This is a genomic window from Ascidiaceihabitans sp. (assembly GCF_039986515.1).
In the GTDB taxonomy this organism is placed as follows: domain Bacteria; phylum Pseudomonadota; class Alphaproteobacteria; order Rhodobacterales; family Rhodobacteraceae; genus Ascidiaceihabitans.
This window is the reverse complement of sequence record NZ_JBDWQO010000005.1, coordinates 1-19,970: the sequence shown is the minus strand read 5'-3', so window position 1 is coordinate 19,970 and position 19,970 is coordinate 1. Positions and strand designations below refer to the sequence as shown.

The 19,970-nt window shown below is 53.1% G+C and carries 19 protein-coding genes and 1 pseudogene; 8 read left to right on the top strand and 12 right to left on the bottom strand.

The genetic code is table 11. From position 1 onward, the window contains the following. Positions 1–8: 8 nt before the first annotated feature. A complete protein-coding gene (locus ABJL60_RS02165; protein ID WP_348432304.1) occupies positions 9–725 on the bottom strand; it encodes a DUF4386 domain-containing protein in 717 nt (238 codons plus the stop codon). Positions 726–814: 89 nt separating this feature from the next. Between ABJL60_RS02165 and ABJL60_RS02160 the strand changes: the two genes are divergently transcribed. Both ABJL60_RS02160 and ABJL60_RS02155 read left to right on the top strand, forming a co-directional pair. Then, on the top strand, positions 815–1,714 hold the full coding sequence (locus ABJL60_RS02160) for a LysR family transcriptional regulator (protein ID WP_348432355.1): 900 nt from the start codon (positions 815–817) through the stop codon (positions 1,712–1,714). 203 nt (positions 1,715–1,917) lie between these two features. Further along, entirely contained in the window at positions 1,918–2,274 is a 357-nt protein-coding gene (locus tag ABJL60_RS02155) for a hypothetical protein (protein ID WP_348432303.1), read from the top strand. 295 nt (positions 2,275–2,569) lie between these two features. Here the strand turns inward: ABJL60_RS02155 and ABJL60_RS02150 are convergent, their stop codons facing one another. Next, the gene (locus tag ABJL60_RS02150) at positions 2,570–3,283 is read right to left on the bottom strand and encodes a WYL domain-containing protein (RefSeq protein ID WP_348432302.1); all 714 of its coding nucleotides are present in this window, start codon (positions 3,281–3,283) and stop codon (positions 2,570–2,572) included. An 84-nt stretch (positions 3,284–3,367) separates the two neighbouring features. Between ABJL60_RS02150 and ABJL60_RS02145 the strand changes: the two genes are divergently transcribed. Beyond that, positions 3,368–4,312: an alpha/beta hydrolase gene (locus tag ABJL60_RS02145; protein WP_348432301.1), complete on the top strand. Its 945-nt coding sequence runs from the start codon at positions 3,368–3,370 to the stop codon at positions 4,310–4,312. Between the two features lie 250 nt (positions 4,313–4,562). Here the strand turns inward: ABJL60_RS02145 and ABJL60_RS02140 are convergent, their stop codons facing one another. The 7 genes from ABJL60_RS02140 to dctP form a co-directional block, all read right to left on the bottom strand. Then, entirely contained in the window at positions 4,563–5,996 is a 1,434-nt protein-coding gene (locus ABJL60_RS02140) for an aldehyde dehydrogenase (NADP(+)) (RefSeq protein WP_348432300.1), read from the bottom strand. Positions 5,997–6,034: 38 nt separating this feature from the next. Then, positions 6,035–7,306, bottom strand: coding sequence for an FAD-dependent oxidoreductase (locus tag ABJL60_RS02135; protein WP_348432299.1), 1,272 nt, complete (start codon positions 7,304–7,306; stop codon positions 6,035–6,037). A gap of 3 nt (positions 7,307–7,309) precedes the next feature. After that, positions 7,310–8,230 carry a proline racemase family protein gene (locus ABJL60_RS02130; protein WP_348432298.1) on the bottom strand — a complete coding sequence of 307 codons (921 nt, stop codon included), beginning with the start codon at positions 8,228–8,230 and terminating at the stop codon, positions 7,310–7,312. Beyond that, complete coding sequence (locus ABJL60_RS02125; RefSeq protein ID WP_348432297.1) at positions 8,221–9,180, bottom strand: dihydrodipicolinate synthase family protein; 960 nt, start codon at positions 9,178–9,180, stop codon at positions 8,221–8,223. The genes ABJL60_RS02130 and ABJL60_RS02125 overlap by 10 nt, the downstream gene beginning before the upstream one ends. A gap of 61 nt (positions 9,181–9,241) precedes the next feature. Further along, positions 9,242–10,552 carry a TRAP transporter large permease subunit gene (locus ABJL60_RS02120; protein ID WP_348286145.1) on the bottom strand — a complete coding sequence of 437 codons (1,311 nt, stop codon included), beginning with the start codon at positions 10,550–10,552 and terminating at the stop codon, positions 9,242–9,244. Continuing rightward, positions 10,549–11,025 (bottom strand): TRAP transporter small permease subunit, encoded by a 477-nt coding sequence (locus tag ABJL60_RS02115; RefSeq protein ID WP_348502084.1) that lies wholly within the window; start codon positions 11,023–11,025, stop codon positions 10,549–10,551. The genes ABJL60_RS02120 and ABJL60_RS02115 overlap by 4 nt, the downstream gene beginning before the upstream one ends. A 129-nt stretch (positions 11,026–11,154) precedes the next feature. Beyond that, positions 11,155–12,219 (bottom strand): TRAP transporter substrate-binding protein DctP, encoded by a 1,065-nt coding sequence (dctP, locus tag ABJL60_RS02110; RefSeq protein WP_348286149.1) that lies wholly within the window; start codon positions 12,217–12,219, stop codon positions 11,155–11,157. A 211-nt stretch (positions 12,220–12,430) separates the two neighbouring features. On the opposite strand from dctP, the gene ABJL60_RS02105 reads away from it, so the two are divergent. Further along, entirely contained in the window at positions 12,431–13,084 is a 654-nt protein-coding gene (locus ABJL60_RS02105; protein WP_348286151.1) for a GntR family transcriptional regulator, read from the top strand. A 52-nt stretch (positions 13,085–13,136) separates the two neighbouring features. Here the strand turns inward: ABJL60_RS02105 and ABJL60_RS02100 are convergent, their stop codons facing one another. Continuing rightward, the gene (locus ABJL60_RS02100; RefSeq protein WP_348432294.1) at positions 13,137–14,594 is read right to left on the bottom strand and encodes a catalase; all 1,458 of its coding nucleotides are present in this window, start codon (positions 14,592–14,594) and stop codon (positions 13,137–13,139) included. A 97-nt stretch (positions 14,595–14,691) separates the two neighbouring features. Between ABJL60_RS02100 and ABJL60_RS02095 the strand changes: the two genes are divergently transcribed. Beyond that, the gene (locus ABJL60_RS02095) at positions 14,692–15,636 is read left to right on the top strand and encodes a LysR substrate-binding domain-containing protein (RefSeq protein ID WP_348432293.1); all 945 of its coding nucleotides are present in this window, start codon (positions 14,692–14,694) and stop codon (positions 15,634–15,636) included. Here ABJL60_RS02095 and ABJL60_RS02090 read toward each other — a convergent pair. Next, the gene (locus ABJL60_RS02090) at positions 15,633–16,163 is read right to left on the bottom strand and encodes a redoxin domain-containing protein (protein WP_348432292.1); all 531 of its coding nucleotides are present in this window, start codon (positions 16,161–16,163) and stop codon (positions 15,633–15,635) included. The two genes, ABJL60_RS02095 and ABJL60_RS02090, sit on opposite strands and share 4 nt — an antisense overlap. An 88-nt stretch (positions 16,164–16,251) precedes the next feature. Continuing rightward, complete coding sequence (locus tag ABJL60_RS02085) at positions 16,252–17,013, bottom strand: hypothetical protein (protein ID WP_348432291.1); 762 nt, start codon at positions 17,011–17,013, stop codon at positions 16,252–16,254. Positions 17,014–17,098: 85 nt separating this feature from the next. Between ABJL60_RS02085 and ABJL60_RS02080 the strand changes: the two genes are divergently transcribed. From ABJL60_RS02080 to ABJL60_RS02070, 3 genes and pseudogenes are all read left to right on the top strand, one after another. Further along, entirely contained in the window at positions 17,099–17,641 is a 543-nt protein-coding gene (locus tag ABJL60_RS02080) for a MarR family transcriptional regulator (RefSeq protein WP_348432290.1), read from the top strand. Next, complete coding sequence (locus tag ABJL60_RS02075; protein ID WP_348432289.1) at positions 17,638–18,330, top strand: MOSC domain-containing protein; 693 nt, start codon at positions 17,638–17,640, stop codon at positions 18,328–18,330. The genes ABJL60_RS02080 and ABJL60_RS02075 overlap by 4 nt, the downstream gene beginning before the upstream one ends. 976 nt (positions 18,331–19,306) lie before the next feature. After that, positions 19,307–19,970 (top strand): annotated as a pseudogene (locus ABJL60_RS02070) (transposase); the annotation flags it as partial.

The following is a 19,970-nucleotide window of genomic DNA, read 5'->3' as shown; positions in this document are numbered from 1 at the left end:
AGTCTCCTTTATGCGGGTGCAGTTGAGAATTGGGGGGAAGTCCGGCCACCGCGGATCAGCAGCCAAAGGCCAAAGCTGATTTCGGAAATCGTGACGATGACCAGTAGCGCGATGTAGGTGTAGTCGAGTGCGGCGACATCCGTGAACGTCAACTCGACGATACCTTGCAACAGATAGCCAAAAGCACCGATGAACAGACCCCGACCCAGAATTTGTGGAACGACATCGGATTTCATCGCCAGCCAGCCAAGCGCTAGCAGGTGCGCCCCAAAGAACAGCTGCCAGACAAAGACGCCCGTCGCATGCGCATCAAAAAATATTTGAACAAGGTCGTGCTGTTGCGCTGTGTCCCAGCCGGTGTCACGGGTCAGCAACATGTAAGGCATCACCCAAAGCAGGATGTTAATCCCCATGACGGAAATCATGCCCGCACGAGAGATCAGCGCGACCATCGCCATCTTTGGCCCAACGTTCCGGAACATCTGATAAAGAATCGCGGTGATCGCCAGTTCAAACAGGATCACCAAGCCGTCTGCGATGATGCCAATTTTGAACAGCCCTTGATTGGCCATAAGGTTCGCGGCTGACGTAGCCGCATCAGTGGCAACGATTTGCATTGGAACAAAGCCGACGCTGAAACCGCCGCAGACGGCGATGGCGAGGTAGAGAGCGCCAGCAGTGCGCGCAGCGACAGGATCCCAGTTTGTATGTGGAATAGTCGTCATGGTCTTTCCTTTCTTGTTTCCAGTTGGCGTTGCGAAAGGTCTACGACTCAAAACCAGCTATGCGAATTGACCAGATTTCCATTTTTGATATGCATATCTGCATGGATTGGCGTGCTGTAAAATTCGACTGGAACAAAGCCCGGGCCTTTTTGGTGACGGCGGAAGAAGGATCCTTGTCTGCCGCAGCTCGTGCTTTGGGCATGGCACAACCGACGCTTGGGCGTCAGGTTGAAGGATTGGAACAGGAGCTTGGTGTCGTCCTATTTGAACGTGTGGGTCGCGGCCTGACTTTAACGCCAAGTGGCATGGAGTTATTGGACCATGTGCGCGGCATGGGCGAAGCTGCGGGCCGTGTATCGCTAACTGCCCTTGGCCAAAGCCAAGCGCTGGAAGGGTCGATCAGCATATCCGCGAGTGAAATTTATGCCACTGTTCTGTTGTCGCCGATTGTTGCCAAGCTGCGCGTTGAAGAACCGGGTATTCAGGTCGAGATCGTCGTTTCTAATCATGCGAGTGATTTGCTACGCCGCGAGGCGGACATTGCAATCCGCCATTTTCGCCCAACTGAACCTGACCTGATCGCAAAGAAGATCGGCATGGCGGACGCGATCTTATATGCCGCGCCTAGCTATATCGAAAAACTGGGCCACCCGACCAAGCCATATGATTTGCGCCACGCTGACTTCGTGAACATGGATCGCAATGGCATGATGCTGAAGGGCCTCAATAGCCTTGGGCTGGGCCTGACGGAGGCGAATTTCCCGCTGCTGACGGAAAGCTATCTGGTGATGTGGGAGTTGGTAAAGCAGGGGGCTGCCATCGGTATTCTGGATGCCTACATTGGGGACGCCGAACCTGATGTGGTGAGAGTCCTGCCTGATCTGGAACCGCTGTCTTTCCCGATCTGGCTGGTCGCCCACCGCGAATTGACGACAAGCCGCCGCATCCGGCGGGTCTATGATTTTCTGATCGAAGAGTTGAAGCGCTAGCTATTGCGCAACCGGCTGAGTGTCACTGGCGTGATACCCAAAAGCGACGCGATAAGCGCGTGATTGAAGATGTCCTCAAAACCCGGATAGGTTTCGCGAAACCAACTTAGTTGATCTGCCCCACCAAGGGCCGCAAGACATCATTCAAGATCCGCTTTCTAGTTTAATGCGTCCCGTAAGGCACCATTGGCCTCAGACAAGTCATGTTCTGGTTCTTATCTATTGTTGTCGCTCTTGTTTCCTATCGATTTGTCGTGCAGGGGATGGATCAGGCATATGCAGGTACGGCCCATCAGCTTCTGACATCTGAAGAAGCGTTCTACTTGCATATCATTGCTGGTAGTGCTTTGTTTGCTTGCAATGTTCCGCGCGATGCAAATCGTCATGCGCGGTCAGATCGCGCTTCATCAAGAATGGCTGATCCGCTCAATCGCATTGACGTTTGCAGGTGTGACTTTGAGGGTAATATTGCCTGTTCAGCTTTTGGGAGGCATTTCAATAGACGTCGCTTATCCAGTTGTTGCTTGGCTTTGTTGGGTGCCCAACTTGGCGGTCGCTGAATTCGTCATCCGTAAATCGACACATCCACAGGGCCATCATGCCTAGACTAGAAAACAAAACAGCCCCAATAACTTGCGCACCCCGAAGCAATATTACAGGTGTCTTTTCTAATGAAGATGCTTGGCATTAGTGCAATGATTTTGAGTTGGTTCGACCTCTCTGCACCGCTTGTCTATACCTGCAGTATTGCGACGGTTGGAAAATCTGGTCTGACGACAGCCGCGGTGATGGTGGCCTTCTTGATTAGAGGTCGTGCGGCGGCGCAACGGGCTCAGCGCATTGCGTAAATTGGTGCTACACGATCCGAATGGGCCGGACCCCATCATCAAAGGGAACGATGCGCCGGCGAAATGAGTGACCCTCATCACAAACGGGTTCCCGAATTCGGTCCATGCGGAAGTGGCGAAAATCTTCGCGTGAAGGGTCCCAAGCGACCAGATACCAAAGCGGCGGCAGGATCAGCATCGCTTGCGGTTCGACATGCCGTTCGGTCTCCACACCTTTGGCGTCGCGATATCGGAACTGCAAGAAAAACCCCTTGAGAAATGCTGTCTCAAATGCGGGTAGCAAATCAGGCGCCATGTCTGCGAGATTAGATGTGTTTACTTGCGGCGCGAGAGGCCCGACATAAAGGCATTCCAGCAAGCGGCGTAGATCGCGGATCTTGTCAGATGGAAGGGCCTTCTCAATTTTGGATAGCCCCGCGTCGGCAAGGCGCGAAAACGGCAGGTTTCCGGCCGCACGCATTGCTGAGACACCAATGATCAACGCGAACACCTCTGCCACAGACAGCCGCGCAGTGGTCTGGATGGAAGACGCATCCAGGCTGATCCCGCCGCCGCGCCCCGGTTCGGTCTGAATGAGGAACCCTTCGTCACGCAGCGCTGCAATGTCGCGAATGATCGTGCTGCGGGACGCGCCGACCGTTGATGCAAGCACCTCGATTGTTGAGGTGCCGTTGCGGCGGAGGTTGCGCACAATGGCGTCTTGTCGGCTGCGTGTTTTCATACAGGGAACATAGCACAAAAGGTATCAAATTCTGGAATGTTTTCATCTTAGGCAATCAGGATGCATCTGAAAGGGAACCTGAAAATGTCTAAGATTACGAATTTACCAACGCCCACACTCATTTCAGTGAACGGCGTCGAACTTGAAATATTTGAAGCCGGTCAGGAAAATGTGGGCAACCCGATTGTCCTTTGCCATGGTTGGCCAGAGCACGCCTATTCATGGCGTCACCAGATGCCTGCTCTTGCCGACGCGGGTTTCCATGTCATCGCCCCGAACCAGCGGGGTTATGGCAAATCATCACGTCCCGATCAGGTCACGGATTATGATATATCTTATCTGACAGGTGATCTTGCCGCATTGCTTGATCACTTTGGGTATGACGATTCCGTTTTTGTCGGCCATGATTGGGGCGCGAATGTCGTATGGAGCTTGGCACAGCTGCATCCAGATCGGGTGTCCAAAATCATAAACCTCGCATTGCCTTATCAGGCACGCACCCCAAAGCCTTGGATCGCGTTCATGGAAGAGTTCTTTGGTGCCGATAACTACTTCGTCCACTTCAACCGGCAACCGGGCGTTGCTGATGCAGTGCTTGACCAGAACACCTCTCGATTTCTAAGCAATTTATATCGCAAAAACGTCCCGCTATCTCCGCCCGAGCCCGGCATGACGATGATCAACCTCGCGCAGGCCGCAGCACCCTTGGGTGAGCCTATCCTCAGCGACGAAGAACTTGCGGTTTACGTCGCAGCCTTCGAGAACGCTGGTTTCACCAGCAGTATCAACTGGTATCGGAACATGGACCGCAATTGGCAGATACTCGCAGACGTGGACCCGATCATCCATCAGCCTGCGCTTATGATCTACGGCGAACAGGACATGATCCCGAAATCGGAAAATCTGGCGGATTTCGTGCAAAACGTGGATGTGGTCAGCCTTGATTGCGGGCATTGGATTCAGCAGGAAAAACCGAAAGAAACGACCCGGACAATTTTGGAATGGTTGGCAGAGAGCGGCGGCACTTAGGGCCCTGCGCCACTCTGTAAGCCTGATCGCTCGGGTCGCCAAATTCGCCACCAGAACGGCTGAGCGAGTACACACCAGCTTCGCAGTACGGCGTCGATCGCATCCGTTTCGGTTGCTAAAGAACTGGGTCAGGACGTATTCTGGGCGATGTGGAATTGCGCCCAGGCGTCGACCGGTTCGAATTTTAACGCAATGCGGACGGTCTGTGGATCGTTGATCATCGCATGTTGATGCGGCCCTTAGAGGCCGATCAAAGATCGGTCGGATGCAAGCTGTGTGGAAGGTTTTGATAACTTACTGGCCGCAAGAACCGGCGGATCGCCATACTGCCAACTGAGGTTGCCCCAAAGTTTGTGGACGCGGGGTAGGGACCACCGTGAACCATTGCGTCGCAAACTTCGACGCCGGTCGGAAAACCGTTTGCCAGAATTCGACCTGCTTTGCGTTCAAGAACAGGCATCAAAGTGGTGGCAGCCGAAACATCCGCGTCATCAACCATTAATGTACACGTCAGTTGGCCTTGCAGTCCGTGGGCGATTTTTAGCATTTCGCCGGCGGACGATACGGTAACAACAATGCCGAGTGGGCCGAAAACCTCATCTTCGAGCGACGGATTAGACAGCCATGTTTGCCCGTCTGTCACAAACAAAGACGGGTCCGCATTGCGACCAGACGTGCGGGTTGCCAGTTGGGTTACCACACCGGATGTTCCAGCAACCCGATCTCGGCCTTTACAATAAGCAGCCGCAATACCGTCAGTCAGCATCGTCTGAGGCTCGCTTTGATCAAGTGCGGCCTTGGCTGTTTCTATAAAAGCATTGGCGGCTTCGCCTGCTGGCAAGAAAACAACACCGGGGTTTGTGCAAAACTGCCCGGCACCCATCGTCAATGATGCAGCCCAACCATTTGCAATCGCCGCGCCACGATCCGCCAATGCATGATCCAAAACGAACACCGGATTGATGGATCCAAGTTCACCAAAGAAGGGAATAGGTTCCGGGCGCCATGCACATAGATCAAACAAGGCGCGGCCACCGCGCAACGATCCGGTAAAACCAACAGCTTTGATCAGCGGATGTTGCACAAGAGCGGCCCCGATTTCATTTCCCTGTCCTTGGACAACAGAAAAGACACCGTGGTGAAGATCACATTCTTTGATTGCATTTTGAACAGCAGAAGCCACAAGCGCTGTCGTTTCGGGGTGTGCCTCGTGTCCTTTCACAACGACAGGGCAACCAGCAGCAAGTGCGGATGCCGTATCGCCACCCGCAGTTGAGAATGCCAATGGAAAATTGGACGCGCCAAAGACAGCAACTGGACCGATAGGGCGTTGCATCAGGAACATCTCAGGCCGAGGTAATGGCGCACGATCTGGCAGGGCAGCATCGTGGCGAATATCCAGATAATCGTTACTCTGAATGTGATCGGCAAACATACGCAATTGCCCCGTGGTGCGTCCAAGTTCCCCACGCATCCGGGCCTCGGGCAGGGCGCTTTCCTTTTGGGACACTGCAACAATCGCGTCCGCGTTGGCATCGATGTGATTGGCAATTGCAGATAAGAATTTGCCACGTACTGCACGGTCGCTGTATCCGAAGCTCCAGAATGCGTCTTCTGCAGCTTCTACGCGGCAGTTAACTTGGTCACGATAATCTTGGCTGATGGATGTACTGCCTTCTGACATGTGCAGGCCCTTTTCTACAGTTATGAGTCTAGTATGGATTAGGTTGGGTAGGCGTGTTTGATCCGCTCGAAACGGCTCGCAGCGAACGGCGCGATGCCAATTGGAGTTGGGGTATCCGTCGCTAAATCAGCAGCGATTTCGGCTGTGGCAGCCGCTTGGGTCAGGCCCAAGTGGCCGTGCCCAAACGCATAGATTACGTTTCGGGATTTCTTGGAACAGCTGATCACAGGTAGGCTGTCAGGAAGAGACGGGCGAAAGCCCATCCATTGTTTTCCGCCATGTGTATTTAATGCCGGCAGGAAACCGGCTGCCTTGTTCAACAGATGTGTGGCGCGCCGGTAGTTGGGTTGCATCTTCAAGCCACCCAATTCGACCGAGCCTCCGACCCGTACACCATCATCGATTTTGCTCACCACAAACCCGTGGTCCGCAAAAGTTAAATGCGTGTTCAATTCAAATGCGCCTTTGGGCAAAGTTGTGTTGTAACCGCGTTCGGTTTCAAGCGGGATGATGTCCCCGAGGGTTCGCGCCAACTGATGGGAATGCGCGCCTGCGGCCACAACAATCTGGCGCACGCCTATCGTATATGTGTCTGTTTCCACCGAAACACCCGTTTCACCGAATGCGATCGAGTTTACTTTGCCGATAGAGAGTGTGCCGCCACCTTGAATAAAACGATCAGCCAGATGCGCGACCCATGATTTTGGATTAACGGTATTCATCCAATCAGGCGTGTAGACGCCGTATTTGAACTGTGCGGCCAAACCAGGTTGGATATCTGCCAAAGCTCCTGCACTTTGAACGAGATCAAAGGCGATGCCATGGGATTTTCGTAATTCCCAGTCGGTCAGGCTGTTATCAAAACTGCGCTTGGTATCATAAAGCTGTAGTTGACCTTCACGACGCATCAGATGTTCCCCATCAACGCGCTTGATCTGACGTTCAAGCGCAGCCCGCGATAGGTTCATCAATTCTGATTGCGCCGATACGGCCTGAGCGAATTTCGACGGTCGGCTGGCCCTCCAAAACTTCCAAAGCCAAGGTGAGATCTGAGGCACATAAGAAAGTGGAATGGACAGGGGCCCCATCGGATTAAGCAACCAATACGGTGCCTGACGCATGATCCGGGGCGTGGCCAAAGGCAAAACGTCGGAGAAGGCGAAAGCCCCAGCATTGCCTTGCGATGCACCGGCGCAAACGCCTAGGGCGTCAATCACATGAACCTGCCGGCCTCGTGCCTGAATTTCAAGCGCGATGCTGATGCCGATCACACCAGCACCGATGACAATGATGTCGGTTGCTCCTGCCATTGGTCAGACCGCGATACCGTTGGGAAACGGATCATTGGCCGAAAAGATCATTGTAGTGTCGGCCAAGACATAGGCGTTCCCGGTGATGGTGGGGATAATTCCGCCAGTGGGTCCGTGTTGGTATGACAATTGATACTCGCTGCCTATGATGCTCTCTTGGGTAATTTGTTGGTCTGGGGGCAATCGCCCTTGATCGGCCAAGCAAGCGAGAAAGGCCGAACTGCCGGTTCCGCATGGGGATCTGTCGTAGGTATCGTCCGGGCACAGCACGTAATTTCGGCTGAAATTATCGGCGCTGACTGGGTGCCCTTGAAAGATGACATGGTCAACCTTTGCGCCGTGCAGTGTGGCGTTAAGCTGGGTTCGGATAGCCACGCCAGCCTGTGTTAGGCCCGCAATATTTTCGGGAAGCACGGGTACTGGATATGTTTCGACGATGTAAAACCAGTTTCCGCCATAGGCGATTGTTCCCGTCACAGGCCCCTGATCCGCGATTTCGACGGTGACATCCGACTGGATCACTCGGCTTTCTATATTGGTCACAGAGACGGTACTATTGTCTTGTAGATGCACCTTGATGACACCTGCCGGTGTTTCGATCAGATGAGAACCCGGCGTCGCCATGCCCAGATGCGCCAGTGTGACCGCCAACCCAATTGTGCCATGGCCGCACATGTCCAAGACGGCTGCGACATCAAAGAAGATCACACCAGTTAGACACCGCGGATCAACCGGTTCCACAAGCAAAGCGCCCACCATCGCAACCTGACCACGCGGCTCGCGTAGAAGGGTATGGCAAAACTCCATATGATCTTGTGATAGACGTCGTGCCCGTTCTGACAGCGGACCTGACCCAAGGTCAGGACCACCGTTCAAGATGACCCGGGTTGGTTCACCACCGGTATGACTGTCGATTACGCGCATTCAGCGATGATCCCGCCCTGAGCTGACCAATCCGCGAACCACGTTTTGAACAACTCATATTGCGTTTCACAGTAGTGGCGCTGCGCATCTGACAAAGCATCGGTGGGCACGAAGTGATGGCGGTATTCTTCCTCGCCATTCAGGACGAGAAGGTATTTGTAATACAGAACAAGATCTGTGCCTTCGTCAAAGCTAGCCAAAACACCGAATGCTTCTTCCAGTTCCAACGCCCGTTGGCGTGCCTCTGCTGATCCAGCGGCCGCTTTTTTGGAGAGGTTCGCCAAAAGCAGTGCTTCTTTTGGCAACGCCGTTCCAATCCCCGTGATCGAACCGGTCGCACCACAGTTGACATAGCCGTGGTAGACTTCGGTATCGACGCCTACCATCAAAGTAACCTGATCATCTCGACTGGTGATATGCTCGGCTGCATAGCGCAGATCATCTTTGCCGCCGAATTCTTTGAAGCCGATCAAGTTGGCGTATTCGGCGCGCAGCTCAAAGAACAACTCGGCTTTGGTGGCGAAACCGTAGACTGGGCTGTTGTAGATGATCGAAGGAATGTCAGGTGACACATCAAGGATCGCTTTGAAGTGCTGCTTTTGTGCTGCGGATGATGCACCACGCGACAGCACTCGTGGAATAACCATCAAACCGGCGGCTCCAACTTTCTGGGCGTGGGCCGCGTGGGCCACGGCAGATTGTGGATTGATTGCACCGGTGCCCACAATGACAGGCAGATCAGCATTGACGAGGCGTTCGACGCCTTCCATGCGTTGTGCGTCGGTCAACAGGGGCCAATCACCCATAGAGCCGCAATAGACGACAGCTGACATGCCTGCTGCGATCATGTCTTTGCCCTTGCTCACAAGAGCGTCAAAGTTTGGAGTGCCCTGCGCATCGCAAGGGGTCATTAGGGCGGGCATGGTGCCCGTAAAGATATTAGTAGACATAAAAATCTCCGAATTTGATCACGCCGATAAGACGAGATGTGAAGGGGACAGGGGCGTTCCGTTAAAGGCCGACCAAAAGATCGGGCAACCAAGTTGCAACGGCGGGGAAGGCGATGATGACAATCAGCACTAGCATTTGTGCCCCAACAAACGGCAAGACTCCGCGATACATCTGGCCATAGGTCATATCGCGCGGGGCGATAGATCGCAGGTAGAAGATCGACGGTGCCATGGGCGGTGTCAGGTATGAGGTTTGAATGACGACAAGCACCAGCATCGCAAACCAGATCGGGTCGATCCCAGCGGACTTCACGATTGGCGCAAAGATCGGGATAAAGATCAAAACGATCGAAACCCAGTCCAGCACGAAGCCTGCGAAAAAGACCACCACAAGAAAGAACGCAATAATGCCCGCATTGCCAAAACCGATGCTTGCGACAGTTTCTCGGACCAGTTGACCGCCACCCGTGACCGCAAAGATGCTCGTGAACATTGTACCGCCAGCAACGATCAACATGATCATAGTCGTAATTCGCAATGTTACATTCAGCGCTTCCTTAAGCAGCTTAAGGTTTAGTTCGCGGAACAGAAACGCCAGAACAATTGTGCCGGCAGCACCGACGGCGGCGGCTTCGGTGGCAGAGGCCGCCCCAGCCAACAGCGACCCCAAAACGAGCACAATCAAAGCCAATGGCGGCAGCATCGCAGTCAGTGTGATTTTCCACTTTTCAGGGAGCGGCACATCGCGTTCTTCTTTGGGAAGAGCAGGTGCGTCGGTCGGATGCAAAAGACTGCGGATCACTATGTAACCCACGAAAAACGCAACCATTAGCAATCCAGGCAGGATGGACGCAGCAAAGAGTTTGCCGATGGAAAGCTGCGCAATCGAGGCATAGACCACAACAATCACCGAAGGGGGAATAATCGTGCCAAGCGAGCCGCCCGCACATATTGTGCCCGCGATCAGGTCATTTCGATAACCCGCCTTTGTCATGGCTGGGATAGCCATCAACCCGACGACAATCTCAACTGCGCCAACGACGCCAGAGGCGGCCGCAAAGATCGCGCACATTGCGATGGTAGATAAAGCCAATCCACCGGGCAGCCCACCAAGCCACAATTGCAAAGCGTAGAACAAACGTTTGGCAATTCCAGAGCGCTCCAAGATTGCACCCATGAAGATAAACAATGGGATCGCGGCCAGAACGAAGTTCGAGGCCGTGTGCAACAGTGGACCGTAAAGCTGCAAGAAAATCAGTTCCCCGAAAACGCTAAACCCGAACGCAATCGCGATGATGATCAGGGAAAACGCCACAGGCACGCCTGCGAAAACCAGCACGAAAAGAGCGGCAAACATCAAAAGGGGGGTCATTGTGCTTGTCCCATTTCGTCAAGCTCTCCGGGGGCTTCACCGGGATTCTTGCGTCCGCTCAAAAGTTTGATTGCCTCACCAAGAAATTGCAGAGCAAACGCAGCAAGACCGATGGCGATGATTGAGTAGAATGGCCAGACAACCGGGGCCCATGGGCTCACCGCTTCGACTTCGCCGGAGGTGAAAGCTTTGAGAGCTTTCTTCCCAGCAACGAATGCGAAAACCGATGTGATGGGCATCATGATGAAAAGGAAAACGATGCCATTTAACAACTGCTGCACCCGCATCGGTAAGCGCTGCGACAAAAAGTCGATCCGCACATGAACATCGCTGCGCAACGCATACGCGGCACCAAGCAGAAAGATTGATCCGTTCAGCATGTAAGAGATGTCGAAGGCCCAAAGGGTCGGCGCACCAAAACCATAGCGCGCGACTACTTCGTAAAGCATGGCAATGATTAAGACGAAAATCACAAGCCGTCCACACGCGGCTAGACCCTCTGCAATTGCGTCAATAATGTTTAGAAAGTGCGTCATTGGACCCCCCTGACTTGTGATGGCCGACCCTTAGGGGCCAGCCATCAACACGTTTTTGGTGCCGACTTAGTTCGCGCTGTCGCGAACAAGGTAGCCAGAGTTTTCTGCCCAATTCGCTTGATATGCGATGTAGCTGTCCAAGACCTCTTGCATCCGCGCGTTGCCGCCTTCAGCCAGTTCTGCAGCTTGAGCACTGGCCCAATCACGGCCTGCGGCGCGGATTTTTTCTGATTCAGCAGGATCCATATTGATGATCTCTACATTGGTGTCGCGGAACGCGGCCATCGCCAGTACGTCTTCGTGACCAAAGTGGGTGAAGCTTTCATATGTCGTAAGCTTTGCTGCCGCCGTCACCTGCGCTTGAATGTCTTCCGGCAGGGCATCCCATGTTTCCTGTTTGACGAAAACCTCCCACAAGAATGACGGTTGGTGCACCCCAGGCATGATCATATAGGGGGCCACCTCGTGGAAACCTTCAGAGATATTGCCGCCAGGCGTGGACCATTCAACCGCGTCTACGCCTCCACGTTGGAGTAACGTATAAATCTCGTTGCCTGGAACAACGGTGGGAACGCCACCAAAAGAGTCCTTCAAAACAGCGGCCCAAGCGCCGGATGTGCGATATTTCACGCCTTCGAGGTCGGCCGTTGTTTCAATTTTGACGTTTGAATGCGCCATGATCTCGGACGTGCCGATACCCACAACCATAGAGTGCAGGCCCATCTCCTCGCGACGGAATTCTTGCAGCATTTCTTCGCCGCCACCTTCGTAGATCCAGTGCAATGTTGCCTCGCCGGACATGCCGCCAGGGAAGCTGGCAAAAATTGCATTGGTTGGGTCTTGGTTCACCAGATAAGATGGGGTTGAGTGGCCAGCTTCGACAATACCGTCCTGCACGACCTCAAACGCCTTGAAGGCTGGGGCCAGAACGCCAGCACCAAAGGGCTGAATTTCCATGCCGCCAGCGGTCATTGAACCAACATTGGCAGCAAAGCGTTCCATGAAGTTCTGGTAGAAAAACGATCCCTCGCCAATCGCGGCAGTCATTTTCCATTCAATGGTGTCTGCGTAGGCCGTCACCCCCAGCGTGCTTGCCAGCGTTAGTGCCGCGATTGTTATCGTATGTCTCATAAAAGTCCTCCCGTTGAGGGCAATTGCCCCTTTGATTTGCGCGTGATGCGCATTGATGAGTTTTCTCATCTTGTTGCGGGCTCGCCTCGCCAAGAGCGCGGGAGTCTGCGTTATGGATACTGCATAATGCATATTGGATCCAATATACAATATAAAAACTTGCGCTATAGTCTGAAGAGCCTCTAGGAAAAGGCATATTGGGAGTAATTGAATGAAGTCCTATGCCGTTGATATTTCGAAATCTGCCTCGGCGGCGACCATCGTATTTGAGGCGCTGAGACAGGCAATCATTGATGGTGAGTTGGAGGACGGCATGCCGCTGCGGCAGGACGAAATTGCCAAAACGTTCAACACCAGTCGTATTCCTGTACGTGAAGCGATCACAATGTTGGAAGTGCAGGGTTTTGTTTCGACACAGCGATTTAAGGGAGCGGTTGTCGCTGGGCTATCACGAAGTGACGCCAGCGAGATTTTCGAATTCCGAGCATTGGTTGAAGGCGCAGTGATTGAACGTGCCGTGTCTGATATTTCACCGGAAGCATTGGCGCGGGCACGCGGATTTTTCGAAGCGTTTTCGACATCAACAGATCCGATGGAATGGGGCGACCTAAACCGCGAATTCCACTATGAACTATATAATGCGAGCGAACTAAAATATCACCTCAAGATCATTAACAATTCGCTGGATCGTGTAGATCGCTATCTACGGGCACAAATCACAATGACTGACGGCAAAGCGCGGGCGAACGAAGAACATGCAGCCATCCTTGAAGCCTGTGAAAAAGGCCAAGCCAGCCTCGCAAGCGACCTCACAAAAGCCCATATCTTAGGGGCGAGAGACACTTTGCTTGAGGTGTTGAAATAAACCAAAAACAGTAAGGTCGCCCGCGCAAACGTCGTCCGCGCGGGCCCATGTCTTAATCTGCGATATCTGCTATTTCCAAGCCAAGCGCAGCTGCGATCCCCGCACCATAAGCTGGGTCAGCCTTTGTGCAGTTGCGGATATGACGATGCTGAATTTCAAGCCGAGCAGGCCCAATCGCCCGCGCCGTATTTTCAAACAAAACTTGTTGTTGGGCTGCAGACATCAAACGAAATAGATCACCTGGTTGCGAGTAGTAATCTTCGTCCTCTCGATGGTTCCAGTGATCCGCCGCACCTTCAACACTCAACGGTGGCTCAGAGAAATCGGGTTGTTCCTGCCATTCACCGAACATGTTCGGTTCATATCCGATGCGTGATCCAGCGTTGCTGTCCACCCGCATTGCGCCATCACGGTGATAAGAATGGTAGGGGCAACGTGGCGCATTCACCGGAATTTGCGCGTGGTTCACGCCCAAACGATATCGTTGTGTGTCACCGTAAGAAAACAAGCGGCCTTGCAACATTTTGTCAGGAGAAAATCCGATACCGGGTACAATGGTGGATGGTGCAAAGGCGGATTGTTCAACCTCGGCATGATAATTGTCTGGGTTACGGTTCAGCTCAAGCTCACCCACTTCGATGAGTGGATAATCCGCATGAGGCCAAACCTTGGTCAGATCAAATGGGTTAACATGATACGATCCTGCGTCGGCCTCAGGCATGATTTGTACTGACAGGGTCCATTTTGGGAAATCATTACCCTCGATGCTGTCAAACAGATCGCGTTGATGGCTTTCGCGATCACCTGCCACAATTTGTGCGGCTTCCTCATCTGTCAGGTTTTTGATGCCTTGCTGTGTCTTGAAGTGGAATTTCACCCAGAACCGTTCGTTATCAGCGTTGATGAAGCTGTAAGTGTGGCTGCCAAAACCATCCATATGTCGATAGGTGGCAGGCAGGCCGCGATCCGACATGACAATGGTCACTTGATGCAAAGCCTCGGGTAGGTTTGTCCAGAAATCCCAGTTGTTGTCCGCGCTGCGCATGTTAGTGCGCGGATCACGTTTGACCGCATGGTTCAGGTCAGGGAACTTCATAGGGTCACGCAAAAAGAAGACAGGCGTGTTGTTGCCAACCAAATCCCAATTACCTTCTTCGGTATAGAACTTGACGGCAAATCCGCGAATATCCCGTTCAGCATCGGCGGCGCCACGTTCGCCTGCGACCGTTGAGAACCGCAAAAACAGATCGGTTTGTTTGCCAACATCTGAGAACAGCTTGGCCCGCGTGTATTTGGTGATGTCGTGGGTCACGGTGAATTTACCGAATGCGGCAGATCCTTTGGCATGCATGCGGCGTTCGGGGATGACCTCCCGGTCAAAATGCGCCATCTTTTCGAGGAACCAAACGTCTTGCAGCAAAGCCGGGCCGCGGGGCCCTGCTGTCATGATGTTTTGATTGTCAGGTACTGGCGCACCAAACGCTGTGGTCAACTTAGGTGTCTTGGTCATAGTCGTCTCCATTCTTTCTGTCTGGTTGCAAAAGATCAGAAGAGCTAGAAACGGTCCAAGTCATGTACGTTATTGCACCGATAATCAAAGGTAATACATGAAGAAAACAACGTCAGTTTCGGGTCTATCACTGCGGGATCTTGAATATGTGCAGAGCGTAGCGCAGCACGGCAATTTTGGTATGGCAGCATCTGTTTGCGGTGTGTCGCAACCCGCGATTAGCCAACAGATCATGAAGCTTGAGGCCCGATTGGGATTCTCTATTTTTGAACGTCAAGGCAAGCATGTTGCGTTGACGCCCAATGGCCGGATTGTTTTGCGAAAGGCCGATCTTCTTTTGAACGAGGCGCGCGAATTCCTGGATCTATCTGTAAGCCTGAACAATAGATTTGATGGGGAATTGAAAGTTGGGGTGATCCCGACGCTGGGGCCGTACTTGCTGCCACTTATCCTCAAATCGCTAAGAACAGACTACCCGAATGTTCAGTGGAACCTGTTTGAAGAACCCACACAAACACTTGAACAGATGTTGGCGGATCGGGAATTGGATGTTGCGTTCATTGCGACGGCTCCGAAACAGGAACACCTCGCTTGCACAGATTTGTTCTTTGAACCTTTCGTCTTTGCAAGCCCGATTGAGCTGAACCGAGTACCTGACAGCCCCATTGAGATGGTGGAGGTAATGCAATCCAAGCTCGTTTTACTGTCGCAAGAACATTGTTTGACTGACCAAACCGTTGCGCTTTGCAATCTACCCGGTTTGCAAGGGCAAAGGGTGGCAAGCAGTCTAGAAATGTTGCGCCACTTTGTTGCGCTGGGGGAGGGGGCTGCGTTGTTTCCAGTGTTGTCTGTTGGAACACCAGATCGTTTTGGTGGTCTAGCAACGCTACATCCCATCAGCGAAAAAAATATCGGCAGACAGGTTCGTCTCGTATGGCGCAAAAGCGATCCACGGACTGAGTACATCGCCGATTTTGGGGCTTTCATCGGAGAGAAAATGGCCAACTCCCCGATGAAAGATCATTTGACCCTGCTGCCTTAAGGCAAAGAACAACCTTCTTCGTTGCAGCCTGGTTGGGCAGACCCTTCTGTGGACGGCTCAATGTCATCAGGGGCGACTGCGCCTATCAAAGTTGCGATTTCAGCGCCCAGCATCAGCTCTGATACGTTACCAAAGTGATTGGCGCGTATATCCCCTGCTTTGTCGATCAGGATAAGGCTTGGAGTGCCCCGCATTTGATAGGACTGCATGGTTTCTGGCATCGCTCCGGTACCGGGCAAATCGACGGCGACTGGAAATGTGATCTGGTATTCATGCAAGAACGCGGCGAGGGATACAGGTTGCATCGCATCATGATGTTCAAACACCGTATGCAGACCCAGTACGGCGACTTTATCTTTAGGGAACATGTTGTGGATTTTTTGGGCCAGCGGCAGCCCATGCGACACGCAGCCCGGACACAACATTTGAAAAGCTTCGATCACGACAACCTTGCCGCGTAATGCTGCAAGTGTTGGGCTGTCTTTGGTGTTGAACCATTGTTGAATCTGTAGTTCGGGGGCTTTCATTACGCGGTCCTTTCTATGATCGGTTACATTTTGTGATCAGTCATTGAGAAATGGCAGGACAATGCGGCGCTAACCGCCGCATCCCGATTTAGTTAAGCGTACCCGGCAGGCTTAGGTCGCCCGATGCCACGTCAAAGACATCCACAACACACAGCAATGGTGCGTGGATATTGGCGTTTACTTTCAAAGCCGAGGTGACGCCGTCGTAAGACAACCCATCTAGCTGCACCGCCCGGTCAAAGGCTACGGTGACGGAAATCTCGGGGCCGTCAAACAGCGGAGAAAAGCCGGGGCTGTCGAGGAAGATTGGAAATCCAGGCCACGTCGCGGGCAGTTGTGGGGTGCTACCTTCGGGAATGTCACGGACGGCCAATGCGCCGGGCCCACAGGTTTCGGTTGGGGTCAACACAACCCAGTGGCTATGCCAGACGATCCCGTCGTTTGCCGGATCACCATCGTTGTTTTCATCATAAAGCGGAGTGTCGTCAAAGTCGGGGTGGCTGGTTGCGGCCAGCGCGAGAATACCTGTGCCACCTTCGAAACCCACAGTGGAAGGGTCCAGCGATGTGGGCCAAACGTAGGACAGAACATCGGATCCGCCGACCTCGCCCGTGGCGGCCGGGACGGTGTCACCGGCCAAACCATTGGTCGTCATATGAAAGGTCACGATGTTTCCAGTGCCGTGTGCATGGGCCGCTAAAATGTCAAAGGCGGCAATTGTGTCCACGCTCTCCTCGGACAGGATTGCCCCTGCTTGATTGACCGCGTGGGAGGCGTGGTTGCCATCAGCACCCGCAACCGACGCGGTGAATACCAGTGCGAGGGGCACGAGGGGTATTGAATAGTTCATGGTTCATCCTTTCTTTTTGATGTGATTCAAATAATAGCGAGTCGAAACTATTGCAAGTTTTATTTCGACTCGCTACTTTATCAACATGACACAAGAACTCCGTATCCGAGAACTTCTGACCCGCTTGGCGCGGCTTGATGCGACCGAAAGCTGGTCTGATGATGTGAACCCGGCCCAACGATCCGTGTTGGATTACCTGACACAAGCAAATCGCTTCTCGCGCAGCCCGTCCCATGTGGCTGATTATCTGGGCAGCACCCGTGGCACCGTGTCCCAAACGCTTAAGTCGTTGTCGGCAAAGGGCTATGTAACCGAACGAAGGTCTTCGACCGACAAGCGGGTTGTTCAGTATCAGATCACCGAAAAGGGCGAGGCTTTGGTCGCGCAACCGCTTCGGCTGATAGGGGGGATCGAAGGCCTGGACGGACAGCAATTGACCAGCCTTGAAACCACATTGAGGCAGACACTTCGCTCAATTTTGGACCAAAACGACGGCAAGCCCTTTGGGCTGTGTCGTGATTGTCGACATTTCCAAAAGAATGAAGGCCAATCATTTTGCCAACTTCTGTCAGAGCACCTGACCCCGCAAGAAACAGATCTTATTTGCCATGAACAGGACCCAGCATGAGCGCACCAGACATTTCGACCACACTTAACGGCATCTTTTTTGGGGAAATCGTGGATCGTTGGGCGGGCAAAGCGCCCTCCGCCATTGGCAAAACTCTTGTCTTGGGTCGTCAGGAAATTGGCGAGATGGGTTTCCTTGGAGATGCACAGGCGGACCTTGAACACCATGGTGGGCGCGATAAGGCCATTCATCATTATCCCTCAGATCATTATCCCAATTGGATCGCCGAAGGGCATATTCCGACAGGGACAATCCCAGCGGCCTTTGGCGAAAACCTTGCCACGTTAGGGATGACAGAAACCAATATTTGTATTGGTGACAAACTGCGCCTTGGGACTGCTGTGGTTGAAGTTAGTCAAGGCAGACAGCCCTGTTGGAAGGTAAGCGAGCATACCGAAAACGAGAAGATGGCCTATCTGTTCCAAAAAACGGGGCGAACGGGGTGGTATTATCGTGTACTGCAAGGCGGCCATGTCTCGGCGGATGATCCGATTGTTTTGTTTGAGCGACCTTGCCCGGAATGGACCGTTGAGACGGTGACGCGGGCGCGTTTGACCCGCCGGGTTTCACGGGAAGACGCTGCGATCTTGGCGGAGTTGCCTCTCTTGGCGCAGGGGTGGCGTGACGCGTTTGCCCGCATGGCGGAAGGTAACACAAAGGAAAACACCGATGCGCGGCTGAAGGGTTAGAAAATCAGCAGGACGGCGCGGGTTCTACCCTTGCAAGGGGCAAGCTTGATCCAACATATCCGACAGCAACACCCTGAGTTGGGTAAGCTCTGACATCCGGTGATCAACCTCTTGCAGCTTCTCGCGTAAAAGATCCGCCGTTTGATCCGCGCTAAGCCCTGTATCCGATACAGCGAGGGCGATATTGTCCCGCTCTCAATACTTAAAGCCAAGCGTTTTCCCTGTATGGATCAATTGCACAATCCGCACCATTGCAGGCTCAAAATCACAATATCCGCGTTATCGCTTCAGCCAAAAGATCAGCCGTCCATGCACCTTGGGGGAACCCATCTTTGTCAACAGGTCGCCCCGCTCCAGCAGACGTTAACTTCTTGAACAGTTCTTTGAAATCATGATCGTCTCTTTTTGGATGCAGGAAGTATTTTCCCTCCTTTATCAACGATCTAAGTTCTTTCGTTGCGTTGTATTTCGTTAGGCTTCGTTCCTTATCGTGCATTTTCCGAAGGCCCAGTTTCAACTAAAGCGGGTAGTTTGCCGGAAAACGAGCGGTATTCTTCCCAAAACTGTGAACTGAGTGAGCAAGAGGAGGTCATTGATGTGGCGGACGGCGCGAAACAGAACCTAACGATCCCAGCAATTTGTGAGGCCTACGTGCGGCTTGAGGCGCAGATGATAGGTAGCATCCGTGACCCACAAACACAGGAAGTCGTTGGGTGGATGTACGAATGGAATACTGGCGAGCGTGTTCCGAGGTGGAAAAGCGGCAGGCGTGTAGATATCAACGTTAGCCAGGCTACTTAGGCTCTAGGGACTGGAAAAAGTCACTAACAGCCCTGAAGAGCAATACTGTTGCGTTTTCGTGCGCGCGCGAATTTCACAAGCCAACGAACGATAAGTGATGGATTGGATGCCCCTCCTGTCGATTCACAATTGAACCGATCTGGCCAAGACTAGTCAGGAAACAAAGGAGGGCGAAATGGAAGAACTTCATATCATCGGCGTGGACCTGGCCAAGCGGGTTTTCCAAGTACATGGATCGGACAGGGCGGGGCACGTCTTGTTTCGCAAGAAACTCAGCCGCCTGTAGTTCAAAAAATTTCTGTTTGAGATCCCGAGCTGCACCATTGCCATGGAGGCTTGCGCGACGTCCCACAATTGGGGGCGCGAGGCGCAAGAAGCAGGTCACATCGTTCGTTTGATCCCGCCAAATTATGTGAAGCCTTTCGTGAAGCGACATAAGAACGATGCTGTGGACGCCGAAGCGATCGTTGAGGCCGCACTCCGTCCATCGATGAGCTTTGTCGCCGTAAAAACAAAAGAACAGCAGGCGCAGGCTGTTATGTTCCGGAGCCGTGATCTCTATCTGCGTCAAACGGCAGTTGCGATCCAGGCGTTCTGTCCGGCAGCAGATAATTTTGATAGTGGCCGCGGTTTTGCAGCCTGGCTCGGGTTGGTACCCCGGCAAAATTCGACGGGTGGCAAAGACCGTTTTGGCAGGATCACCAAAATGGGGCAGCGCGACGTACGCCGGTTACTCGTCACCGGCGCCATGTCGGTGATCAGTGCATCGGAGCGAAAAGGTCGTTGCGATGATCCTTGGCTTGCGAATATGCTGAAAAAGAAGCCACGCTTGGTTGCCG

Coding starts and splice junctions, on each gene's coding strand:
- ABJL60_RS02165 (WP_348432304.1), bottom strand. CDS start 725: ATGACGACTATTCCACATACAAACTGGGATCCTGTCGCTGCGCGCACT.
- ABJL60_RS02160 (WP_348432355.1), top strand. CDS start 815: ATGCATATCTGCATGGATTGGCGTGCTGTAAAATTCGACTGGAACAAA.
- ABJL60_RS02155 (WP_348432303.1), top strand. CDS start 1,918: ATGTTCTGGTTCTTATCTATTGTTGTCGCTCTTGTTTCCTATCGATTT.
- ABJL60_RS02150 (WP_348432302.1), bottom strand. CDS start 3,283: ATGAAAACACGCAGCCGACAAGACGCCATTGTGCGCAACCTCCGCCGC.
- ABJL60_RS02145 (WP_348432301.1), top strand. CDS start 3,368: ATGTCTAAGATTACGAATTTACCAACGCCCACACTCATTTCAGTGAAC.
- ABJL60_RS02140 (WP_348432300.1), bottom strand. CDS start 5,996: ATGTCAGAAGGCAGTACATCCATCAGCCAAGATTATCGTGACCAAGTT.
- ABJL60_RS02135 (WP_348432299.1), bottom strand. CDS start 7,306: ATGGCAGGAGCAACCGACATCATTGTCATCGGTGCTGGTGTGATCGGC.
- ABJL60_RS02130 (WP_348432298.1), bottom strand. CDS start 8,230: ATGCGCGTAATCGACAGTCATACCGGTGGTGAACCAACCCGGGTCATC.
- ABJL60_RS02125 (WP_348432297.1), bottom strand. CDS start 9,180: ATGTCTACTAATATCTTTACGGGCACCATGCCCGCCCTAATGACCCCT.
- ABJL60_RS02120 (WP_348286145.1), bottom strand. CDS start 10,552: ATGACCCCCCTTTTGATGTTTGCCGCTCTTTTCGTGCTGGTTTTCGCA.
- dctP (WP_348286149.1), bottom strand. CDS start 12,219: ATGAGACATACGATAACAATCGCGGCACTAACGCTGGCAAGCACGCTG.
- ABJL60_RS02105 (WP_348286151.1), top strand. CDS start 12,431: ATGAAGTCCTATGCCGTTGATATTTCGAAATCTGCCTCGGCGGCGACC.
- ABJL60_RS02100 (WP_348432294.1), bottom strand. CDS start 14,594: ATGACCAAGACACCTAAGTTGACCACAGCGTTTGGTGCGCCAGTACCT.
- ABJL60_RS02095 (WP_348432293.1), top strand. CDS start 14,692: ATGAAGAAAACAACGTCAGTTTCGGGTCTATCACTGCGGGATCTTGAA.
- ABJL60_RS02090 (WP_348432292.1), bottom strand. CDS start 16,163: ATGAAAGCCCCCGAACTACAGATTCAACAATGGTTCAACACCAAAGAC.
- ABJL60_RS02085 (WP_348432291.1), bottom strand. CDS start 17,013: ATGAACTATTCAATACCCCTCGTGCCCCTCGCACTGGTATTCACCGCG.
- ABJL60_RS02080 (WP_348432290.1), top strand. CDS start 17,099: ATGACACAAGAACTCCGTATCCGAGAACTTCTGACCCGCTTGGCGCGG.
- ABJL60_RS02075 (WP_348432289.1), top strand. CDS start 17,638: ATGAGCGCACCAGACATTTCGACCACACTTAACGGCATCTTTTTTGGG.